Raw genomic sequence first — 17,491 nt, 5'->3', positions numbered from 1 at the left:
GCCTTGCAGGTCAACATACGAAACCTGGACCGATATGGCCTTGCCTACATCCTCTTGGGTCAAGCGGTAGTCAGCGTGGTTGGCCCCGGCAATGGCCTCGCCATCACGCAGCCATTGATAGACCAGGTCACCCAAGCCATCGGCATCGGACAGCGCGTGAACGGCACTCAGCGTGTGGCCCTGCAGGCCGTCGCCTTCAATGTTCACGTCGCCGACAGGCGCGTGGTTGATGCCAGGCTGCTCGGCGACGGTGGGCTCGAAGGCCGGCTCAAAGTTGGCGCTGCTCATCTGCGCGGCATCGACGTTGCGCAGCACCGCGATGGTGACCAGCTCCCGGAACGCGCCGGTAAGGCCTTCAGCATCGAACTGCACCAGCGTATCCGCGCCCTGCTGGACCAGCAGCAGGTAGCCGCCGTCAAACGGGTTGCCACCGTCGAAGTTCACCGCGGCATTGCGCAGCAGCTCGTTCACGTCCAGCACGTCGCCATTGGCGCCGGCGGTGAAGTCCGTGATCTCGGTGGCCTGGGCCGGCACGCTCACCCCAGCCGAATCCCCAGCGTTGTCCGGCGAGGGCTGTTGCGCGGCGAACTCGTGCGCGCCTTGCCGCAGCAAGTTGTACTGGGCCGACGACAGCACGAAGGTGTCTCGCCCTTCGCCACCGCTCAGGCTCAGCTCCAGCACGCCAGAGGCGCTGAGCGTGTCGTTGCCCTCACCGCCGCTGAGGCGGGCCTGGTCAAGGGCGTCGTATGAATATGCATAGCTGTAACCGCTGAAGGTCAGGCTGTCGTTGCCGCTGCCCCCCTCCAGCGACACCTCCATCAAGCCGGCGTCGTTGTAGATGGTGCCACTGGCGCCGATGCTGTCGTCGCCCGCGCCACCCTCCAGCAAGTACACCTGCTTGGTCTCGGAGTAACTGGCGTTGAAGTCGAGATTGAGCTTGTCGTCGCCCTCGCCACCTTGCAGCGTGACACCCGCGGAGCTGGACGCACTCAGGGTGTCGTCGCCGTCCCCGCCTTGCAGCAGCACATCGACGAACTGGTTGGCCTGCAGGAAGTCGCTGCCGCTGCCGCCGCTGAGCGTGGCCGCGCCCTGCGCCCCCATGTCCGCGTAGTCGTTGGCATACAGGGTGTCCGCACCATCGCCACCGTCGAGCACCAGCGTGCGGCCGGTGGCGTTCAGGTAGTCGTCGCCCAGCCCGCCTTGCAAGGTGCTCGCGCCCGTGGCCGAGTTCGAAGACAGCCAATCGTTGCCCTCGCCGCCGTCGAGCACATTGGAGCCCTGGTCGTCGCTGAGCCAGTCGTCGCCCGCTCCGCCCAGCAGCGTGTCGTTGCCGAAGCCGCCCTCCAGCGTGTCATTGCCCTCACCGCCCAGCAGCGAGTCGTTGCCCGCCAAGCCGTTGATGGAATCGTTGCCCAGGCCGCCGTCTACCGTGTCGTTGCCGAAACCGCCGCTCAGCACGTCGCCTGCGTCACCACCGTTGACGAGCTGGCCCGGCACGTCACTGCCGTCGGGCGGGTAGCTCGGCGTGAAGTTGGCGCTGCCCAATTGCGTGGAATCGACGTTGCGCAGCACGGCGATGGTGACGAACTCCTTGGCTGCGCCGGCCGAGCCGTCAGCGTCGAACTGCACCAACGTGTCGGCATCCGACTGCACCAAGCGCAGATAACCCCTGGCAAACGGGTTGCTGCCGTCAAAGCCCTGCGCGGCGCTGCGCAGCAGATCGTTCACGTCCAGCACGTCGCCATTGGCGCCGGCGGTGAAGTCCGTGATCTCGGTGGCGAGGGCCGGCACGCCCACCTGCCCCGAATCCCAGCCGTTGTCCGGCGACGGTTGCTGCGTGGCGAACTCACGCGATCCCTGCAGCAGCGTGCTGTACTGGGCCGATGACAGCACGAAGGTGTCGCGCCCTTCGCCGCCGCTCAGGCTCAGATCCAGCACGCCAGAGGCGTTGAGCGTGTCGTCCCCCTCCCCTCCACTGAGCCGGGCTTGCTCCGCGGCGCTGTAGTAATAGTAGTAATAGCCGCCATAGCCGAAGGTCAGGCTGTCGTTGCCGCTGCCGCCTTCCAGCGTCACCTCCACCATGCCCTTGAGGTTGTAGACGTAGCCACTGGCATCGATGGTGTCGTCGCCCGCGCCGCCATCCAGCGAATACACCTGCTTCGTTCCAGGGTGGTCGTAGGTGTAGATGGCGTCCAAGCCGAGATTGAGCTTGTCGTTGCCATCGCCGCCCTGCAGCGTTGCGCTCCAGGCACCGGAGGCCCTTAGGGAGTCATCGCCTTGGCCACCTTGCAGCAGCACATCGGTGAACTGGTCAGCTTGCAAAGAGTCGTTGCCGCTGCCACCGCTGAGCGTGGCCGCACCCTGCGCTTCCATGTACGCCAAGTTGTTGATGGCATAGAGGCGGTCCGTGCCATCGCCACCGTCCAGCAACACCGTCCCGCCCACGGCGTTCAGCTGGTCGTCACCCAGTCCGCCTTGCAAGGTGCTCGCGCCCGCGGCCGAACTTGAAGACAGCATGTCGTCGCCCTCGCCACCGTCGAGCAGGTTGGAGCCCTGGTCGTCGCTGAGCTGGTCGTCGCCTGCGCCGCCCCGCAGCGTGTCGTTGCCGGCGCCGCCCGCCAGCGTGTCGTCGCCTTCGCCGCCGTCCAGCGTGTCGTGGCCGAAGTCGCCTGCCAACATGTCGTTGCCTTCGCCGCCCAGGATGGAGTCGTTGCCAGCGCGTCCATCGATGGAGTCGTTGCCCAGGCCACCGTCAAACGTGTCGTTGCCGAAGCCGCCAACCAGCACGTCGCCTGCATCGCTGCCGTTGACGAGTTGGCCCGGCACTTCGCTGCCGTCGGGCGGGCAGTTCGGCGTGAAATTGGCGCTGACCAGCTGCGTGGCATCGACGTTGCGCAGCACGGCAACGGTGACGAGCTCGTGGTCCGTACCGGCCGTGCCGTCGGCGTCGAACTGCACCAGCGTGTCGGCATCCGACTGCACCAGGCGCACATAGCCGCTGCCAAACGGGTTGCTGCCGTCAAAGTCCAGCGCGGCCTTGCGCAGCAGATCGCTCAGGTCCAGCACGTCGCCACCGACGCCGGCGGTGAAGTCCGTGATTTCTGTGGCGAGGGCTGGCACGTCCACACCCGCCGAGTTCCAGCCGTTGTCCGGCGACGGTTCCTGTGTGGCGAAATTGCGCGCGCCTTGCAGCAGCGTGGCGTACTGGGCCGCCGACAGCACGAAGGTGTCGCGCCCTTCACCGCCGCTCAGGCTCAGCTCCAGCACGTCCGAGGCGCTGAGCGTGTCGTTGCCCTCGCCACCGCTGAGCCAGGCTTGCTCAAGAACGTTGGGCATGTAGCCGGTGCCGCCGAGGGTCAGGCTGTCGTCGCCGCTGCCGCCTTCCAGCGTCACCTCCACCATGTCCTTGAGGGCGTACACGGAGCCACTGGCGTTGATGCTGTCGTTGCCCGCGCCGCCGTCCAACACGTACACGTGCTTCGTGCCGGGGCCGGAGAACAGGTAGTAGTTGCCGTCAAAGTCGAGATTGAGCTTGTCCTCGCCCTCGCCGCCCTGCAGCGTCGTGCTCCAGGAACCGGACGCACTCAGGGAGTCATCGCCTTCGCCACCTTGCAGCAGCACATCGGCGAACGCATCAGCCTGCAGGGAGTCGTCGCCGCTGCCGCCGTTGAGCGTGGCTACACCCTGCACCCCGTGGTCCGCGTAGTTGCTGGCATAGAGGCTGTCCGCACCCTCGCCACCATCCAGCACCAGCGTCCGGCCCGAGGCGTTCAGGTAGTCGTCGCCCAGCCCGCCTTGCAAGGTGCTTTCGCCCGTGGCCGAGTTCGAAAACAGCCAATCGTCGCCCTCGCCACCGTCGAGCAGGTTGGAGCCCTGGTAGTCGCTGAGCCAGTCGTTGCCCTCGCCGCCCAGCAGTGTGTCGTTGCCGGAACCGCCCACCAGCGTGTCGTCGCCCGCGCCGCCCAGCAGCGTGTCGTCGCCCGCCTGCCCGTCGATGCTGTTGTTACCGGCACTGCCGGTGATGACGTTGGCCAGCTCGTTGCCCGTGCCGCTGATGTAGTTTGTGCCCGTGAGCTCCAGGTTTTCGACGTTGTCGCCCAGCGTCCAGAAGAGGCTGGAGCGCACGGTGTCCACGCCCGCGTCCGCGTCTTCCACGACGACGTCGCCGTCGTTGTCCACCACGTAGGTGTCGTCGCCGCTGTCGCCCAGCAGCGTGTCGAGCCCTGCGCCGCCGAAGAGCGTGTCGTTGCCTTCGCCCCCGGACAGTGAGTCGTTGCCCGCGCCGCCATAGACCATATCCGCGCCACCCAGGGCGTCTATGGTGTCGTCGCCGGTCGTGCCGATCACGGTGTCGTCGCCTTCGGTGACGTCCAGTTGCACCATTGAGGCGGCGATGTCGCCGGCGCTCAACCACGAGCCGTCGGCGAAGCGGACGAGCTGCAGCGGATTGAAGCTGTTGGCGGGGTCGTCCCCGTAGAAGAAGCCCTGCACCGTGATGCTGTCGGCGCCGCCGGCCAGGCGGACCACCAGTGCGTCGCCATCGCGGCTGAACATCAAGTCCTCGGCCGCCACCCCTTCCTTGAGCTGCAGCGTATTGCTCTGGGCCGGCCCCCACCAGTAGCCGTTATCGGCCGAGGCAATCGTGTCCTGTCCATCGCCGAAACCGAACACGTAGGTGTCGTCGCCGGCGCCACCGTCGATGACGTCATTGCCCGCGCCGCCTTCGAGCGTGTCGTCACCTTGGGCGCCCAGGAGGCTGTCGTTGCCCGCGCCGCCGGCCAGCACGTCGTTGCCCCAGCCACCATCGATGGAATCCGCACCGCCCAGTCCGTCCAGGGTGTTGTCATCGTTGGTGCCGACGAGCACGTCGGCACCTTCGGTGCCGGTGAACATGCGGGCCGCGATGTCATCCACGCTCCACGTCAGGCCGTCGTCGAACACGATGCGCTGCAGGGCACTGCTGGAGCTGGACAGATAGTTGTCGTACAGGAAGCCTTGCACCGTGAGGCGGTCGGTGCTGCCCTGGAGGCTGAGTACCAGCGCGTCGCCATCACGGCTGAGCACCACCTGGTCGGCCGTCACGCCCGGCTTCAACTGCAGCACGCTGCCCTGGTACCAGCCGTCCACCCATGGGGTGAAACTGACGGTGTCCTGGCCGTCGCCGTGGCCGAAAAGAATGACGTCCTCGCCGTAGCCGCCGTTGAGCGTGTCGTTGCCGCTGCCGCCATCCAGCGTGTCGTTGCCGTCCTCGCCCAGCAGGCTGTCGTCGCCGGCGCCGCCGTCCAGAACGTCATTGCCGGCACCGCCGTGGAGCGTGTCCTGACCTTCTCCACCATGCACCGTGTCATCGCCCGCACGGCCGTAGACGACGTCCGCGCCGCCCAGCGCCCCGATCTCGTCGGCGCCACTCGTGCCGGAAAGCTTGTCGGCACCCTCGGTCGCCTGGCCCATCATGCGGACCTCGATGTCGGCAAGGCTCCACACCGTCCCGTCATCGAACACGATCTGCTGCACGGGGTTGGCCCCGTTGCCCGTGTCGTCGCCGGCCAGGAAGCTCTGGACGGTGACGCTGTCGTTGCTGCCCGCCAGGCGGATCACCAGCGCATCGCCATCGAGGTCCAGCGACACGTCGCCCGCGTTCACGCCGGCTTTCATTCGCAGCGTGTTGAGCCTGTCCGGCTCCCAGTTCCAGTACTCGTTGATGGTGTCCTGGCCGTCTCCGAAACCGAACAGGTAGACGTTGTTGCCCGTATTGCCCTGCACGGTGTCGTTGCCCGCGCCGCCGTCCAGGGTGTCGTTGCCGTTGCCGCCCAGGAGCTGGTCGGCACCGGAGCCGCCGAGCAGGAGATCGTTGCCGTCGTCGCCCAGCAGGGTGTCATTGCCCGCGCCGCCGTTGACGGTGTCGTTGCCGCCGTGGGCGGCCACCCGGTCGTCACCGCCCAACGCGTCCACGTTGTCCGCGCCGCTGGTCAGGTCCATGAAGTCGGAGCCCTCGGTGAACGGCGGGAGCACCTTGGCCTCGATGTCGGCGAGATTCCAGATCGTGCCGTCGTCGAACACGATGCGCTGCAGCGGGTTGGCCCCGCTGGTGGCGTCGCTGTTGTAGAGGAAGCCCTGCACCTCGATGCGGTCCGTGCTGTCGGCCAGGCGGATCACCAGCGAGCTGCCGTCGCGGCTGAGCAGCACGTCGGCGGGCGTCACGCCCGGCTTGAACTGCAGCGTGTTGAGATCGGCCCTCCACCACTCCTGCATGGGCAGTACATCCTGCCCGTCGCCGCGGCCGAAGAGCACCACGTCGTCGCCATCGCCGCCCCGCAGCGTGTCGTTGCCGGCGCCGCCGTCCAGGGTGTCGTTGCCGTCGTCACCCGAGAGGCTGTCGTTGTCCATGCCGCCGCTGAGCATGTCGTCGTCTGCACCGCCCAGCAGCGTGTCGTTGCCGCCGTTGCCCTCCAGCGTGTCGTTCCCGGCGCGGCCGGACACCCAATCCGCTCCATCCAGCGCATCGATCTGGTCGGCACCAGTGGAGCCGGTGATGGTGTCGGCCTGCGGCGTCGGCTCGGCGATCAGCTTGGCTTCCATGTCCGCCAGGCTCCAGGCGGTACCGTCATCGAAGCGGATCTCGCGAACCGGGTTGTAGGCGTTGGAGCTGTCTTCGCCGAACAGGAAGTTCTCGATCGTGACGCGGTCTTCGCTGCCCGCCAACTGCAACACCAGCGAGCTCCCTTCGCGGCTTACGGTGACGTCCGCCGCCGCCACGCCCGGCTTGAACTGCAGCCTGGTGAGCGGGTTGTTGTATCCGTATCCGGACCCGTCATAGGTGATGGTGTCCTGGCCATCGCCGTAGCCAAACAGGTAGACGTTGTTCCCCCACGTACCGTTGAGATGGTCGTTGCCGGCACCGCCGTCCAGCGTGTCGTCGCCCTGCCCGCCGTTCAGGATGTCGTTGCCCGGGCCGCCGCGCAGCACGTCGCTGCCGTAACCGTAGTCATACAGGGCGTCGTCCCCGTCACCGCCGTCCATCTGGTCGCTGCCATACGAGCCGTACTGCCAGTTGGCGTCCGCATCGCCCTGCCAGAAGAACGATCCATCTTCAAACATCAGAGGATTGCCGCTGAGGTCGGCAGGCTGTATGCCGGCCAGCCGCACCACGTCGCCGCCGAAAGACAGCAGCGTGTCGCCGCCCGCCGCTTCAATGGAAAGCGAGGCAGCGGTGCACCCCGTCGGCAGGACCAGTTGATCCGCCTGGGGGTCGAATCCTTCCAGCGTGCCGTTGGCAATCTCGGTGAAGACGTAAGAGGACATAAGCGTTTGAATTTGAAAGTGGGAGGCCGCTGAGGATCGCGGGCCGCTGCTTGACATGCTGAATGCCGCCTCGGACAGGCAATGCACCACAAAACCTAAACGTCAATTGTCAAGCATTTTTTACTTCAGACACATTTTTCACATCAACTTAGCCTCTGAAAGGAAGCCTGGCTCAGGCTGCTTTCTTCAAAAGCGGCTTGAATCACCAGTGGCCAAAAAATACCATTGCAGATAAGCATCCATAATCTTGGCTAATCAAAACTTCAGCCAAGCGGCTGCCTATCCATGAGCGTTCCCACCTCCTTGTTGCGTGACCGCCTCACCCGCGCCCACCTGGCCATGGCGCGCGGCTGGTTGCAGGGGCTGGACTTGCGCGTGCTCGCCCAGCGCTACCTGGCCGGCATGGACGGCGAGGACAGCACGGACCTGCGCGTGGCGCGCCACCGGCTGCAGCGCACGCTGGACGAGCTGGCCGCCGCGGCACGCCGCGCCGGGCTGCAGGGCGCCGCCACCCTGGCGCGGCAGGCGGCGCTCATACGCCAGCCCGCGGACGTGCCCTCGCTGGAAGAGTTCGCGCAGCGCTTCGACCCCGACTTCCACTCCCAGCAGGAGCTGCTGGCGCTCTATGAAGCCGAATACGGCCGCGCGCCCGGCGCCGAGGCCGCCCGCCGCGCCGCGCGGCGGCGCGCGCGCCTGGTGGAGCGCCAGTTGCAGCTCATCACCGAGCTCGAAGGCGTGCTCGGCGAAGACCTCACCCCGGCCTCCGCGCTGGCGGCCTGGTTCGCCCCCGGCATCGCCGAGCGGCTGCACCGCGCCGACCTCTTCACCGTGGCGCAACTGGTGGACCGCATGCGCTCGGTGCCGCGGCGCTGGTGGAACGGCATTCCCGGCATAGGCGAGGGCAAGGGCCAGCGCATGCGCCGTTTCATAGAAGCCCACCTCGGCCCCGTCAGCGCGCCGCCGCAGGTGGCGGCGCGCGCGGGCGGCGGGGCGCAAGCCTTGACTGCCGCCCTGGCCGCGGCAGGGACGGCGGCCGGCACCGCGGGCGCCGTGCGCCGCGAGCTGGCCGTGGTGCCGCTGGAGCGGCTGCACGTGCCCGGCGAGCTCAGCGGCGAGGCGGGCACGTTCCGCGCGCCGCTGGAGCGCTGCGCCATCGCCGCGCGCAACGACTACGACGCGGTGCACACCTGGCTGTCCACCAAGTCCTCGGCGCTGACGCAAGCCTCTTACCGCCGCGAGGCCGAGCGGCTGCTGCTGTGGTGCGTGCTGCAGCGGAAAAAAGCGCTCACCTCGCTCACGCTGGACGACGCGCAGGCCTACCGCGACTTCCTGGCCGACCCGCAGCCCGCCTCGCAGTGGATAGGCTCCAAGGGCGTGCCGCGCTTCGCGCCGCTGTGGCGGCCGTTCGCGGGGCCGCTGAAAGCCTCGTCGCAGACGCAGTCGCTGGTGATCCTGCACGGGCTGTTCGAGTGGCTGATCTCCACCGGCTACACCACCGTGAACCCCTTTGCCGGCGTGCGCGTGCGCGCGGCCACGCGCGCCGTGGCGGCCTCCACCACGGCGGCCGACACCACCGGGCTGGAGCACGACCGCGCCAAGCGCAACCGCGTGCTGGCGCGCACGCTGCCCACGCCGGCGCTGCAGGCGGTGCTGGAGGAGCTGCGCGAGCTGGAGCCCGGCGGGCGGCACCGCCGCACGGCGCTGGTGCTGCGCATCCTGGTGAGCACGGGGCTGCGCATCTCGGAGCTGGCCGCCGCGCGGCGCGACCACCTGGAGTGGATTCCCCCCTCCCAGCAGGGCGACGGCGGCTGGGTGCTGCACGTGGTGGGCAAGCGCAACAAGTACCGCGAGGTGCCGCTGCCGGACGACCTGGTGCAGGCCCTGGGCGAGTACCTGGCCGCGCGCGGCCTGCCCGCCGCGCTGGAGGACGTGCCGCCAGGTACTTACCTCATAGGCAAGGTGGACGACCTGTTCGTGAAGCTGCCCAGCGCCGGGCGCATGGACGTGGTGGACGCCACGGGCACCGTGCAGACGATGACGACGCTGGCCGACGGCACGCCCGTGGCGCGAGGCGACGGGGTGCGGCCGCAAACCATCCACCACGATCTGCAGCGCCTCTTCGAGCGCGTGGCGCAGCGCCTGGAAGCCCGGGACAAGCTGGGCGCGCAGCGGCTGCGCCTGGCCTCGGCGCACTGGCTGCGCCACACCAGCGCCAGCACGGCCGTGGCCGCCGGCGTGCCGCTGGACGTGGTGGGCGCGCTGCTGGGCCACGCCAGCCTCACCACCACCTCGCAGTACGTGCACGCCGAGTCGCACCGCGTGGCCAAGGAAATGAAGAAGCTGTGGAAGCAGTTGGGGTGAGGCCGTGAACCTGCGTTTCGTCGAAGCCTTCCATTGGGCCGTCTCGCTCAAGAGCGTGACGCGCGCGGCCGAGAAGCTGCACATCACGCAGTCGGCGCTGTCGGCGCGCATCGCGGCGCTGGAGGAGGAGCTGGGCGTGGTGCTGGTGGACCGGCGCGACAAGCAGTTCCGCCTCACCGTGGCGGGGCAGCGCTTCCACGTGCTGGCGCAGCGGCTGCTGGAGGTGCAGCGCCAGGTGAAGGAGGAAATGGGCAGCAGCGTTGGGCGGCCCATGGCGCTGCGCATCGGGGCCATCGAATCGGTCGTCCACACCTGGCTCACGAGCTGGCTGCAGGAGATGCGCGCCTCGCAGCCGGAGTTCGAGCTGGAGCTCACGGTGGAAACCTCGCCCGTGCTGGCCGACCAGGTGCGCCGCGGCGCGCAGGACCTCGTCTTCGCCGCGCTGCCGGCCATGGACGCCTCGGTGCGCACCCGCGCCCTGCCGCCCATGCCCATGGTCTTCGCCGGCCACGCCCAGCACCACACCCGCGCGCGCTACAGCCTGCTGGACCTCTCCTGCATCGAGCTGCTGACCTTCCAGCGCGGCTCGCAGCCCCACCAGTCCGTGCTGGAGCTGTTCCAGCAGCACGGCGTGCCGCTGCCGCGCATGCACGCCATCTCCTCCATCTCGGCCATGGTGCAGCTCGTGGAAGGGGGCTTCGGCATCGCCACGCTGCCCCAGGCCGCCGCCGCGCAACTGGCCCGCCGCGTCCCGCTGCGCCAGCTCGCCACCGAGTTCCAGCTCGCCCCGCTGCCCATACACGCCAGCTACCGCGAAGACCCCACCTCCACGCTCACGGAATCGGTGCTGGCCTCCGCCCTGGACTACCTGGCCCGCAACCCGCCCGCGGCCTGACGCCGCCGCGCCGCGCACCGCCCAGGTGCCGCCGAAAGCCCGCCAGCGCGGGCTTTTTTTTCGTCTCTCCGCGGCCCTTTGCGGCCCTAGTGGTTTGCCCGCGCCGCGTCCGCGCTGTCGCCCCGCCGAGGGGCGCACCGCCCTCGTTCACAAGAAATTTCGATGACTCCACTCAGAAATTTCTCGTTGGATGCGTTGGAGCGCAATTTCCAGAATCCGCCCCATCGCCACAGCAGCGGCCCAAGGCAGCCGCCTTACGGAGGAGACCGATGAGCAGCAGCACCCGATTCCCCAACAGCCTCGAAGCCCACGCCGCGGCTTCGAATCTCTCGGCCACCTCCAGCGGCCTGGACGTGCGCCTGGCCGCGCGCGGCGGACGCCTGGCCACGCACACCAGCGGCCTGGCCGCCGAGTACGTGCAGGGCAACGTCGCCATCCTGCCGGCGGACCTGGCCAATGACTTCCTGCGCTTTTGCCAGCGCAACCCCAAGCCGTGCCCGCTGCTGGCGGTGTCGGAGCCGGGCGACTTCCGGCTGCCGGAGCTGGGCGCCGACCTGGACCTGCGCAGCGACGTGCCGCGCTACCGAGTCTGGCGCCACGGCGAGCTGGTCGATGAGCCCACCGACCTGCGCGAGATCTGGCGCGGCGACCTGGTGAGCTTCGTCCTCGGGTGCTCCTTCTCCTTCGAGCACGCGCTGCTGGCCGACGGCCTGCCGCTGCGCCACGTGCAGCAGGGCCGCAACGTGGCCATGTACCGCACCAACGTCGCCACGCGCGCCGCCGGCTCCTTCCACGGGCCCCTGGTCGTGTCCATGCGCCCGCTCAAGGCGGCCGACGCCATACGCGCCGTGCAGATCACCTCGCGCACGCCGGCCGTGCACGGTGCGCCCGTGCACCTGGGCGACCCCGCGCTGATCGGCATCCGCGACCTCGCCCGCCCCGACTACGGCGACGCGGTGGACGTCGCCCCCGACGAGCTGCCCGTGTTCTGGGCCTGCGGCGTGACGCCGCAGGCCGCCATCGCCGCGGCCCGCCCGGCCTTCTGCATCACCCACGCCCCGGGCCACATGCTGGTCACGGACCGTCTCAACCGCGAACTCGACAGGGCCTGAGATGAACACTTCCCCTTCCGAGCACCTGGCCGGCCACGCCGCCGCCCAGCAGCCGCCCTCCCCCGCTGCCGCCAACGCCGACAAAGGCCTCTGGCTCCAGCACACCAGCCCCGCCGAGCGGCGCACGCTCACGGCCGCCTTTGCCGGCTACGCGGTCGATGGCTTCGACTACATGATCTACACCTTCCTCATCCCCACGCTGATCGCCGCGTGGAGCATGAGCAAGGCGCAGGCGGGCTACATCGCCACCGGCGCGCTGCTGACCTCGGCCGTGGGCGGCTGGCTCGCGGGCGTGCTGGCCGACCGCCATGGCCGCGTGCGCGTGCTGCAGTGGACGGTGCTGTGGTTCGCCGCGTTCACCTTCCTCAGCGGCTTCACCACCTCGCCGGAGCAGCTGTTCTTCACACGCGCCATGCAGGGCTTCGGCATGGGCGGCGAGTGGGCCGTGGGCTCGGTGCTGATCGCCGAGACCATCGCCGCGCGCCACCGCGGCCGCGCCGTGGGCCTGGTGCAAAGCAGCTGGGCCGTGGGCTGGGCCGCGTCGGCCCTGGCCTTCTGGGGCATGTACTCGGTGCTGCCGCCGGAAACCGCCTGGAAGGTGCTGTTCTGGATAGGCATCCTGCCCGCGCTGCTCACGCTGTACGTGCGCCGCAACGTCAAGGAGCCGGCGGTCTACGTCGCGGCCCAGGCGCGCCTGCGCGAGACGGGCCAGAAGAGCAACTTCCTGCGCATCTTCCACCCCTCGCTGCTGCGCACCACCGTGCTGGCCAGCCTGCTGGCCGCGGGCATGCAGGGCGCTTATTACTCCGTCACCACCTGGCTGCCCACCTTCCTCAAGACCGAGCGCCATCTCTCGGTGCTGGGCACCTCCACGTACCTGCTGGTGCTCATCGGCGGCTCCTTCGCGGGCTACCTCACCAGCGCGTGGCTGTCCGACGCCATCGGCCGCCGGCGCTGCTTCATGCTGTTCGCGGCCATGGGCATCGTGCTGGTGCTGAGCTACACGCAGATCCCGGTGACGGACTCGCTGATGCTGCTGCTGGGTTTCCCGCTGGGCTTCTTCCTCTCCGGCATCTTTTCCGGCATGGGCGCCTTCCTGTCGGAGCTGTTCCCCAGCGACGTGCGCGGCTCCGGCCAGGGGTTCACCTACAACTTCGGCCGCGCCATCGGTGCCGCCTGCCCGGCGCTGATCGGTGAGCTCAGCAGCAGCTATCCCCTGGGCCAGACCATCGGCTGGGTGGGCGCGGCCTGCTACGCGGTGGTGATCGTCGCCGCGCTGGTGTTGCCCGAGACCCGCGGGCGAGAGCTGTCCGCCGATGCGGACGCGGCGCCATGACGCGGCGCGCCACAGCCGCCCCCTCGCCTGTCCCCACGCCCGCCTCCACGCCTTCCCAGGCCTCCACCTTCATGAGCCCTTCCATGGAAAACAAGCACACCCCCGACCGCTGGCAGTTCTGGATAGACCGCGGCGGCACCTTCACGGACCTGGTGGGCCGCGCCCCCGACGGCACGCTGCACACGCTCAAGCTCCTGTCCGAGAACCCCGAGCAGTACCGCGACGCCGCGGTCGAGGGCATACGCCGCCTGCTGGGCCTGCAGCCCGGCCAGACCATCACGGCCGAGCGCGTGGAGTGCGTGAAGATGGGCACCACCGTGGCCACCAACGCGCTGCTGGAGCGCAAGGGCGACCGCACGCTGCTGGTGACCACGCGGGGCTTTCGCGACGCGCTGCGCATCGCCACCCAGGCGCGGCCGCGCCTCTTTGACCGCCACGTCGTGCTGCCGGAGCTGCTGTACGAGCGCGTCATCGAGGCCGAGGAGCGCGTGGACGCGCAGGGCCAGGTGGTCACGCCGCTGGACGAGGCCGCGCTGCGCGCGCAGCTCCAGGAGGCTTTCGACGCCGGGCTGCGCGCCTGCGCCATCGTCTTCCTGCACGGCTACCGCGCCCCGGCGCACGAGCTGGCGGCCAAGGCGCTGGCGCGCTCGGTCGGCTTCACGCAGGTGTCGGTCTCGCACGAGGTCAGCCCGCTCATGAAATACGTGCCGCGCGGGGACACCACGGTGGTGGATGCCTACCTGTCGCCCATCCTGCGCCGCTACGTGGAGCAGGTGGCGTCGCAGATGCCGGGGGTGCGCCTGTTCTTCATGCAGAGCTCCGGCGGCCTCACCGAGGCCCGCCGCTTCCAGGGCAAGGACGCCATCCTCTCCGGCCCCGCGGGCGGCATCGTGGGCATGGTGCGCACGGCGCTGGCGGCCGGGCACGGCAAGGTGATCGGCTTCGACATGGGCGGCACCAGCACCGACGTGTCGCACTTCGCCGGCGAGTTCGAGCGCGCCTTCGACACCGAGGTGGCCGGCGTGCGCATGCGCGCGCCCATGATGAGCATCCACACCGTGGCGGCGGGCGGGGGCTCCGTGATCCGCTTCGACGGCGCGCGGCTGCGCGTGGGCCCGGAGTCCGCCGGCGCCAACCCCGGCCCGGCCAGCTACCGCCGCGGCGGCCCGCTGGCCACGACGGACGCCAACGTCCTGTTGGGCCGCGTCCAGCCGGACTTCTTCCCGCACGTCTTCGGCCCTACGGCCAGCCAGCCGCTGGACCGCGCCGTGGTGGAGCAGCGCTTCACGGAGATGGCGCAGGCCATGTCCGAGGCCGCGGGCAAGCCGGTCACGGCCGAGGAGGCCGCCGCGGGTGCGCTGCAGATCGCCGTGGGCGCCATGGCCAACGCCATCAAGCGCATCTCGGTGGCGCGGGGCTACGACGTGACGGCCTACACGCTGCAGTGCTTCGGCGGCGCGGGCGGCCAGGCCGCCTGCCTGGTGGCCGATGCGCTGGGCATGACGCGCATCCTCGCCCACCCCTTTGCCGGCGTGCTCAGCGCCTACGGCATGGGGCTGGCCGACCAGATCGCGCTGCGCGAGGCCTCGCTGGAGCTGCCGCTGGACGCCGCGGGCCTGGCCAGGGCGCGCGCCCTGGCCGCGCGGCTGGCCGACGAGGCCGCGGGCGAGCTGGCCGCGCAGGGCGTGGCCGCCGCCGCGGTGCAGGCCGTGGCGCGGCTGCAGGTGCGCTACGAGGGCACGGACACTGCCCTGCCCTGCCTGCTGCCCGCCGGCACCGACGCCGCCGCGGCCCAAGCCGCCGTGCGCGAGGCGTTCGAGTCGGCCTACCGGCAGCGCTACGCCTTCCTCATGCCCGGGCGCGGGCTGGTGGTGGAGTCGGTGAACGTGGAGTGCATCGCCGCGGGCGAGCGCCCGGCCGAGGCCGCGTCCGGCGCCGCCGCCCAGCCGCACGAGCCCGCGCCCAAGGCGCGCGTGCGCATGTACTGCCTGGCCGACGAGTCGCCCGCGGGCTGGCACGACGCCGCGCTGCACGTGCGCGAGTCGCTTGCTCCCGGCGCCACCATCGCGGGCCCGGCCGTCATCGCCGAGAAGAACGCCACCACCGTGGTGGACGCCGGCTGGCAGGCGCAGCTCACCGCCCAGGGCGGGCTGGAGCTGCGGCGCATACGCCCGCGCGCCGCCGTGCGCGCCGTGGGCACCGAGGCCGACCCGGTGATGCTGGAGGTGTTCAACAACCTCTTCATGAACATCGCCGAGCAGATGGGCCTGAGGCTGCAGAACACGGCCTACTCCGTGAACATCAAGGAGCGGCTGGACTTCTCCTGCGCGCTCTTCGACGCCGGCGGCAACTTGATCGCCAACGCGCCGCACATGCCGGTGCACCTGGGGTCCATGAGCGAGTCCATCCGCTGCGTGATCGCCCGCAACCCGGGCATGCGCCCGGGTGACGTCTATGTGCTCAACGACCCTTACCACGGCGGCACGCACCTGCCCGACATCACGGTGGTGACGCCGGTGTACCTGGCGGCGGGGGATGAAAAACCGGCCTTCTTCGTGGCCTCGCGCGGACACCACGCCGACGTGGGCGGCACCACGCCGGGCTCCATGCCGCCGTTCTCGCGCTCCATCGTCGAGGAGGGGGTGCTCATCGACAACTTCAAGCTGGTCGAGAACGGCGTGCTGCGCGAGGCCGAGCTGCTGGCGCTGCTGCGCGCAGGCGACTACCCCTCGCGCAACCCGGCGCAGAACCTGGCCGACCTGCGCGCGCAGATCGCGGCCAACGAAAAGGGCGTGCAGGAGCTGCAGGCCATGGTGGCGCAGTACGGCCGCGAGACGGTGGCGGCCTACATGCGCCACGTGCAGGACAACGCCGAGGAGTCGGTGCGCCGCGTCATCACCGCGCTCCAGGACGGCGAGTTCACCCTGCCGCTGGACAACGGCGCGCGCATCCGCGTGGCGGTGCGCGTGGACGCCGCCTCGCGCTCGGCCACCGTGGATTTCACCGGCACCAGCGCCCAACTGGCCAACAACTTCAACGCGCCCAAGGCCATCACCCTGGCCGCCGTGCTCTACGTGTTCCGCACGCTGGTGGACGACGCCATCCCGCTGAACGCCGGCTGCCTGAAGCCGCTGCGGGTGGTCGTCCCGGAAGGTTGCATGCTCAACCCAATCTTCCCGGCGGCGGTGGTGGCGGGCAACGTGGAGACGTCGCAGTGCGTCACCAACGCGCTGTACGGCGCGCTGGGCGTGATGGCCTCCAGCCCCTGCACCATGAACAATTTCACGTTCGGCGACGAGCAGCGGCAGTACTACGAGACCATCGCCGGCGGCAGCGGCGCGGGCCCGGGCTTCGACGGGACCAGCGTGGTGCAGACGCACATGACCAACTCGCGCCTGACGGACCCGGAGGTGCTGGAGTTCCGCTTTCCCGTGCGGCTGGAGAGTTTTACTTTGCGCTCCGGCACGGGCGGCGCCGGGCGCTGGCGCGGAGGTGACGGCGGCGAGCGGCGCATCCGCTTCCTGGCGCCCATGACGGCCTCCATCCTGAGCAACGGCCGGCAGCACGGCGCCTTCGGCATGGCTGGCGGCCAGGCGGGCGCGGTGGGCGAGAACCGCGTGGAGTGCGCCGACGGAAGGGTCAAAACCCTGGACCACATCGGCCAGGTGGCCATGGCGCCGGGGGACGTGTTCGTCATCTGCACGCCCGGCGGCGGGGGCTACGGCGAGCCGGCGTGAGGCATCCGCCCCGCGCGGGCCGCCCTGCCCCGTCCGGGGTGCGGCGGCACTGAAAGGCAAAAGCGGCCTGCGGGCCGCTTCTTCATTGGGGAGAAGGATTCAACTGCGGTGGCCGCGCGCATGGTGGCGGCTGCCGTGGGGCTCGATGCTGCGATCCGGCGCCAGGCGTTCGTGCGGCGTCTGCAGGGCGGCCAGGCGGTGCACGCCGGCGGCGGAGTCCTGCCGCGTCGCCTCGCCGAGCACCATGTCGCGCAACGCGGCCATGATTTCCTGCGATGTCGGCTTGTGGCCAAAGAGCGCCGGGCGCGACTGCACGATGCACTGCACCGCCTGCCGCTCCTGCTCCGACGCAAAGCGGCAGACCTCGGCCAACGGGTCGCCGCGAAAGCCCGCTTCGGACAGCTCCACAGCCCGCTTGATCAGTGCCAACGCCCTGAGGGTGTTCATGCCTGCCTTCCCGTCCACGAGAGAGGAAGCCATTGTGCAGTGCAGCATTGGGCCCGCGTTGAGGTTTTTACGCACTGTGATCTATGTGTTTACCTGTGTTCCAAAGCGCCGGCAGGCCGTGGCAGCAGGAGTGGCGTGGGGGGTGTTAGACGGTCTAACACCCCTGATGGCAGCGACAGCGGGAAGCCGGCGCTTACTTCGTTTGTAAAGGGCGTGACCGACTCGCAGCTGCTTTGAGGCGGGACGGGACGCCGCTGGGAGGCGCGCACAGCGAGGGGTGTTAGACGGTCTAACACCCTAG

7 protein-coding genes are annotated in these 17,491 nt (G+C 69.6%); 5 read left to right on the top strand and 2 right to left on the bottom strand.

What is annotated here, in order from left to right:
• Positions 1-7,302 (bottom strand): calcium-binding protein (locus tag ALA01S_RS33525; protein WP_169806019.1); only part of this gene is annotated, 7,302 nt, incomplete at its 3' end.
• A gap of 285 nt (positions 7,303-7,587) precedes the next feature.
• Here ALA01S_RS33525 and ALA01S_RS26535 point away from each other — a divergent pair.
• The 5 genes from ALA01S_RS26535 to ALA01S_RS26515 all read left to right on the top strand — a co-directional run bounded on the left by ALA01S_RS26535 (position 7,588) and on the right by ALA01S_RS26515 (position 16,743).
• A complete protein-coding gene (locus ALA01S_RS26535) occupies positions 7,588-9,663 on the top strand; it encodes a site-specific integrase (RefSeq protein WP_066342307.1) in 2,076 nt (691 codons plus the stop codon).
• A gap of 4 nt (positions 9,664-9,667) precedes the next feature.
• The gene (locus ALA01S_RS26530; RefSeq protein WP_066342306.1) at positions 9,668-10,558 is read left to right on the top strand and encodes a LysR family transcriptional regulator; all 891 of its coding nucleotides are present in this window, start codon (positions 9,668-9,670) and stop codon (positions 10,556-10,558) included.
• Positions 10,559-10,827: 269 nt separating this feature from the next.
• Complete coding sequence (locus ALA01S_RS26525; RefSeq protein WP_066342305.1) at positions 10,828-11,670, top strand: putative hydro-lyase; 843 nt, start codon at positions 10,828-10,830, stop codon at positions 11,668-11,670.
• Between the two features lies 1 nt (position 11,671).
• Entirely contained in the window at positions 11,672-13,006 is a 1,335-nt protein-coding gene (locus tag ALA01S_RS26520) for an MFS transporter (protein ID WP_084267978.1), read from the top strand.
• A gap of 83 nt (positions 13,007-13,089) precedes the next feature.
• Positions 13,090-16,743 carry a hydantoinase B/oxoprolinase family protein gene (locus ALA01S_RS26515; protein ID WP_066342304.1) on the top strand — a complete coding sequence of 1,218 codons (3,654 nt, stop codon included), beginning with the start codon at positions 13,090-13,092 and terminating at the stop codon, positions 16,741-16,743.
• A 99-nt stretch (positions 16,744-16,842) separates the two neighbouring features.
• Here the strand turns inward: ALA01S_RS26515 and ALA01S_RS26510 are convergent, their stop codons facing one another.
• On the bottom strand, positions 16,843-17,190 hold the full coding sequence (locus ALA01S_RS26510) for a hypothetical protein (RefSeq protein WP_157119295.1): 348 nt from the start codon (positions 17,188-17,190) through the stop codon (positions 16,843-16,845).
• Between the last annotated feature and the right edge of the window lie 301 nt (positions 17,191-17,491).

Origin of the sequence: Azohydromonas lata NBRC 102462 (assembly GCF_001571085.1) — a bacterium.
In the GTDB taxonomy this organism is placed as follows: Bacteria; Pseudomonadota; Gammaproteobacteria; order Burkholderiales; family Burkholderiaceae_C; genus Azohydromonas; species Azohydromonas lata.
The sequence above is the reverse complement of the archived record's forward strand: the minus strand, read 5'-3'. Positions and strand labels throughout refer to the sequence as shown.

Coding starts and splice junctions, on each gene's coding strand:
- ALA01S_RS26515 (WP_066342304.1), top strand. CDS start 13,090: ATGGAAAACAAGCACACCCCCGACCGCTGGCAGTTCTGGATAGACCGC.
- ALA01S_RS26520 (WP_084267978.1), top strand. CDS start 11,672: ATGAACACTTCCCCTTCCGAGCACCTGGCCGGCCACGCCGCCGCCCAG.
- ALA01S_RS26525 (WP_066342305.1), top strand. CDS start 10,828: ATGAGCAGCAGCACCCGATTCCCCAACAGCCTCGAAGCCCACGCCGCG.
- ALA01S_RS26510 (WP_157119295.1), bottom strand. CDS start 17,190: ATGAACACCCTCAGGGCGTTGGCACTGATCAAGCGGGCTGTGGAGCTG.
- ALA01S_RS26535 (WP_066342307.1), top strand. CDS start 7,588: ATGAGCGTTCCCACCTCCTTGTTGCGTGACCGCCTCACCCGCGCCCAC.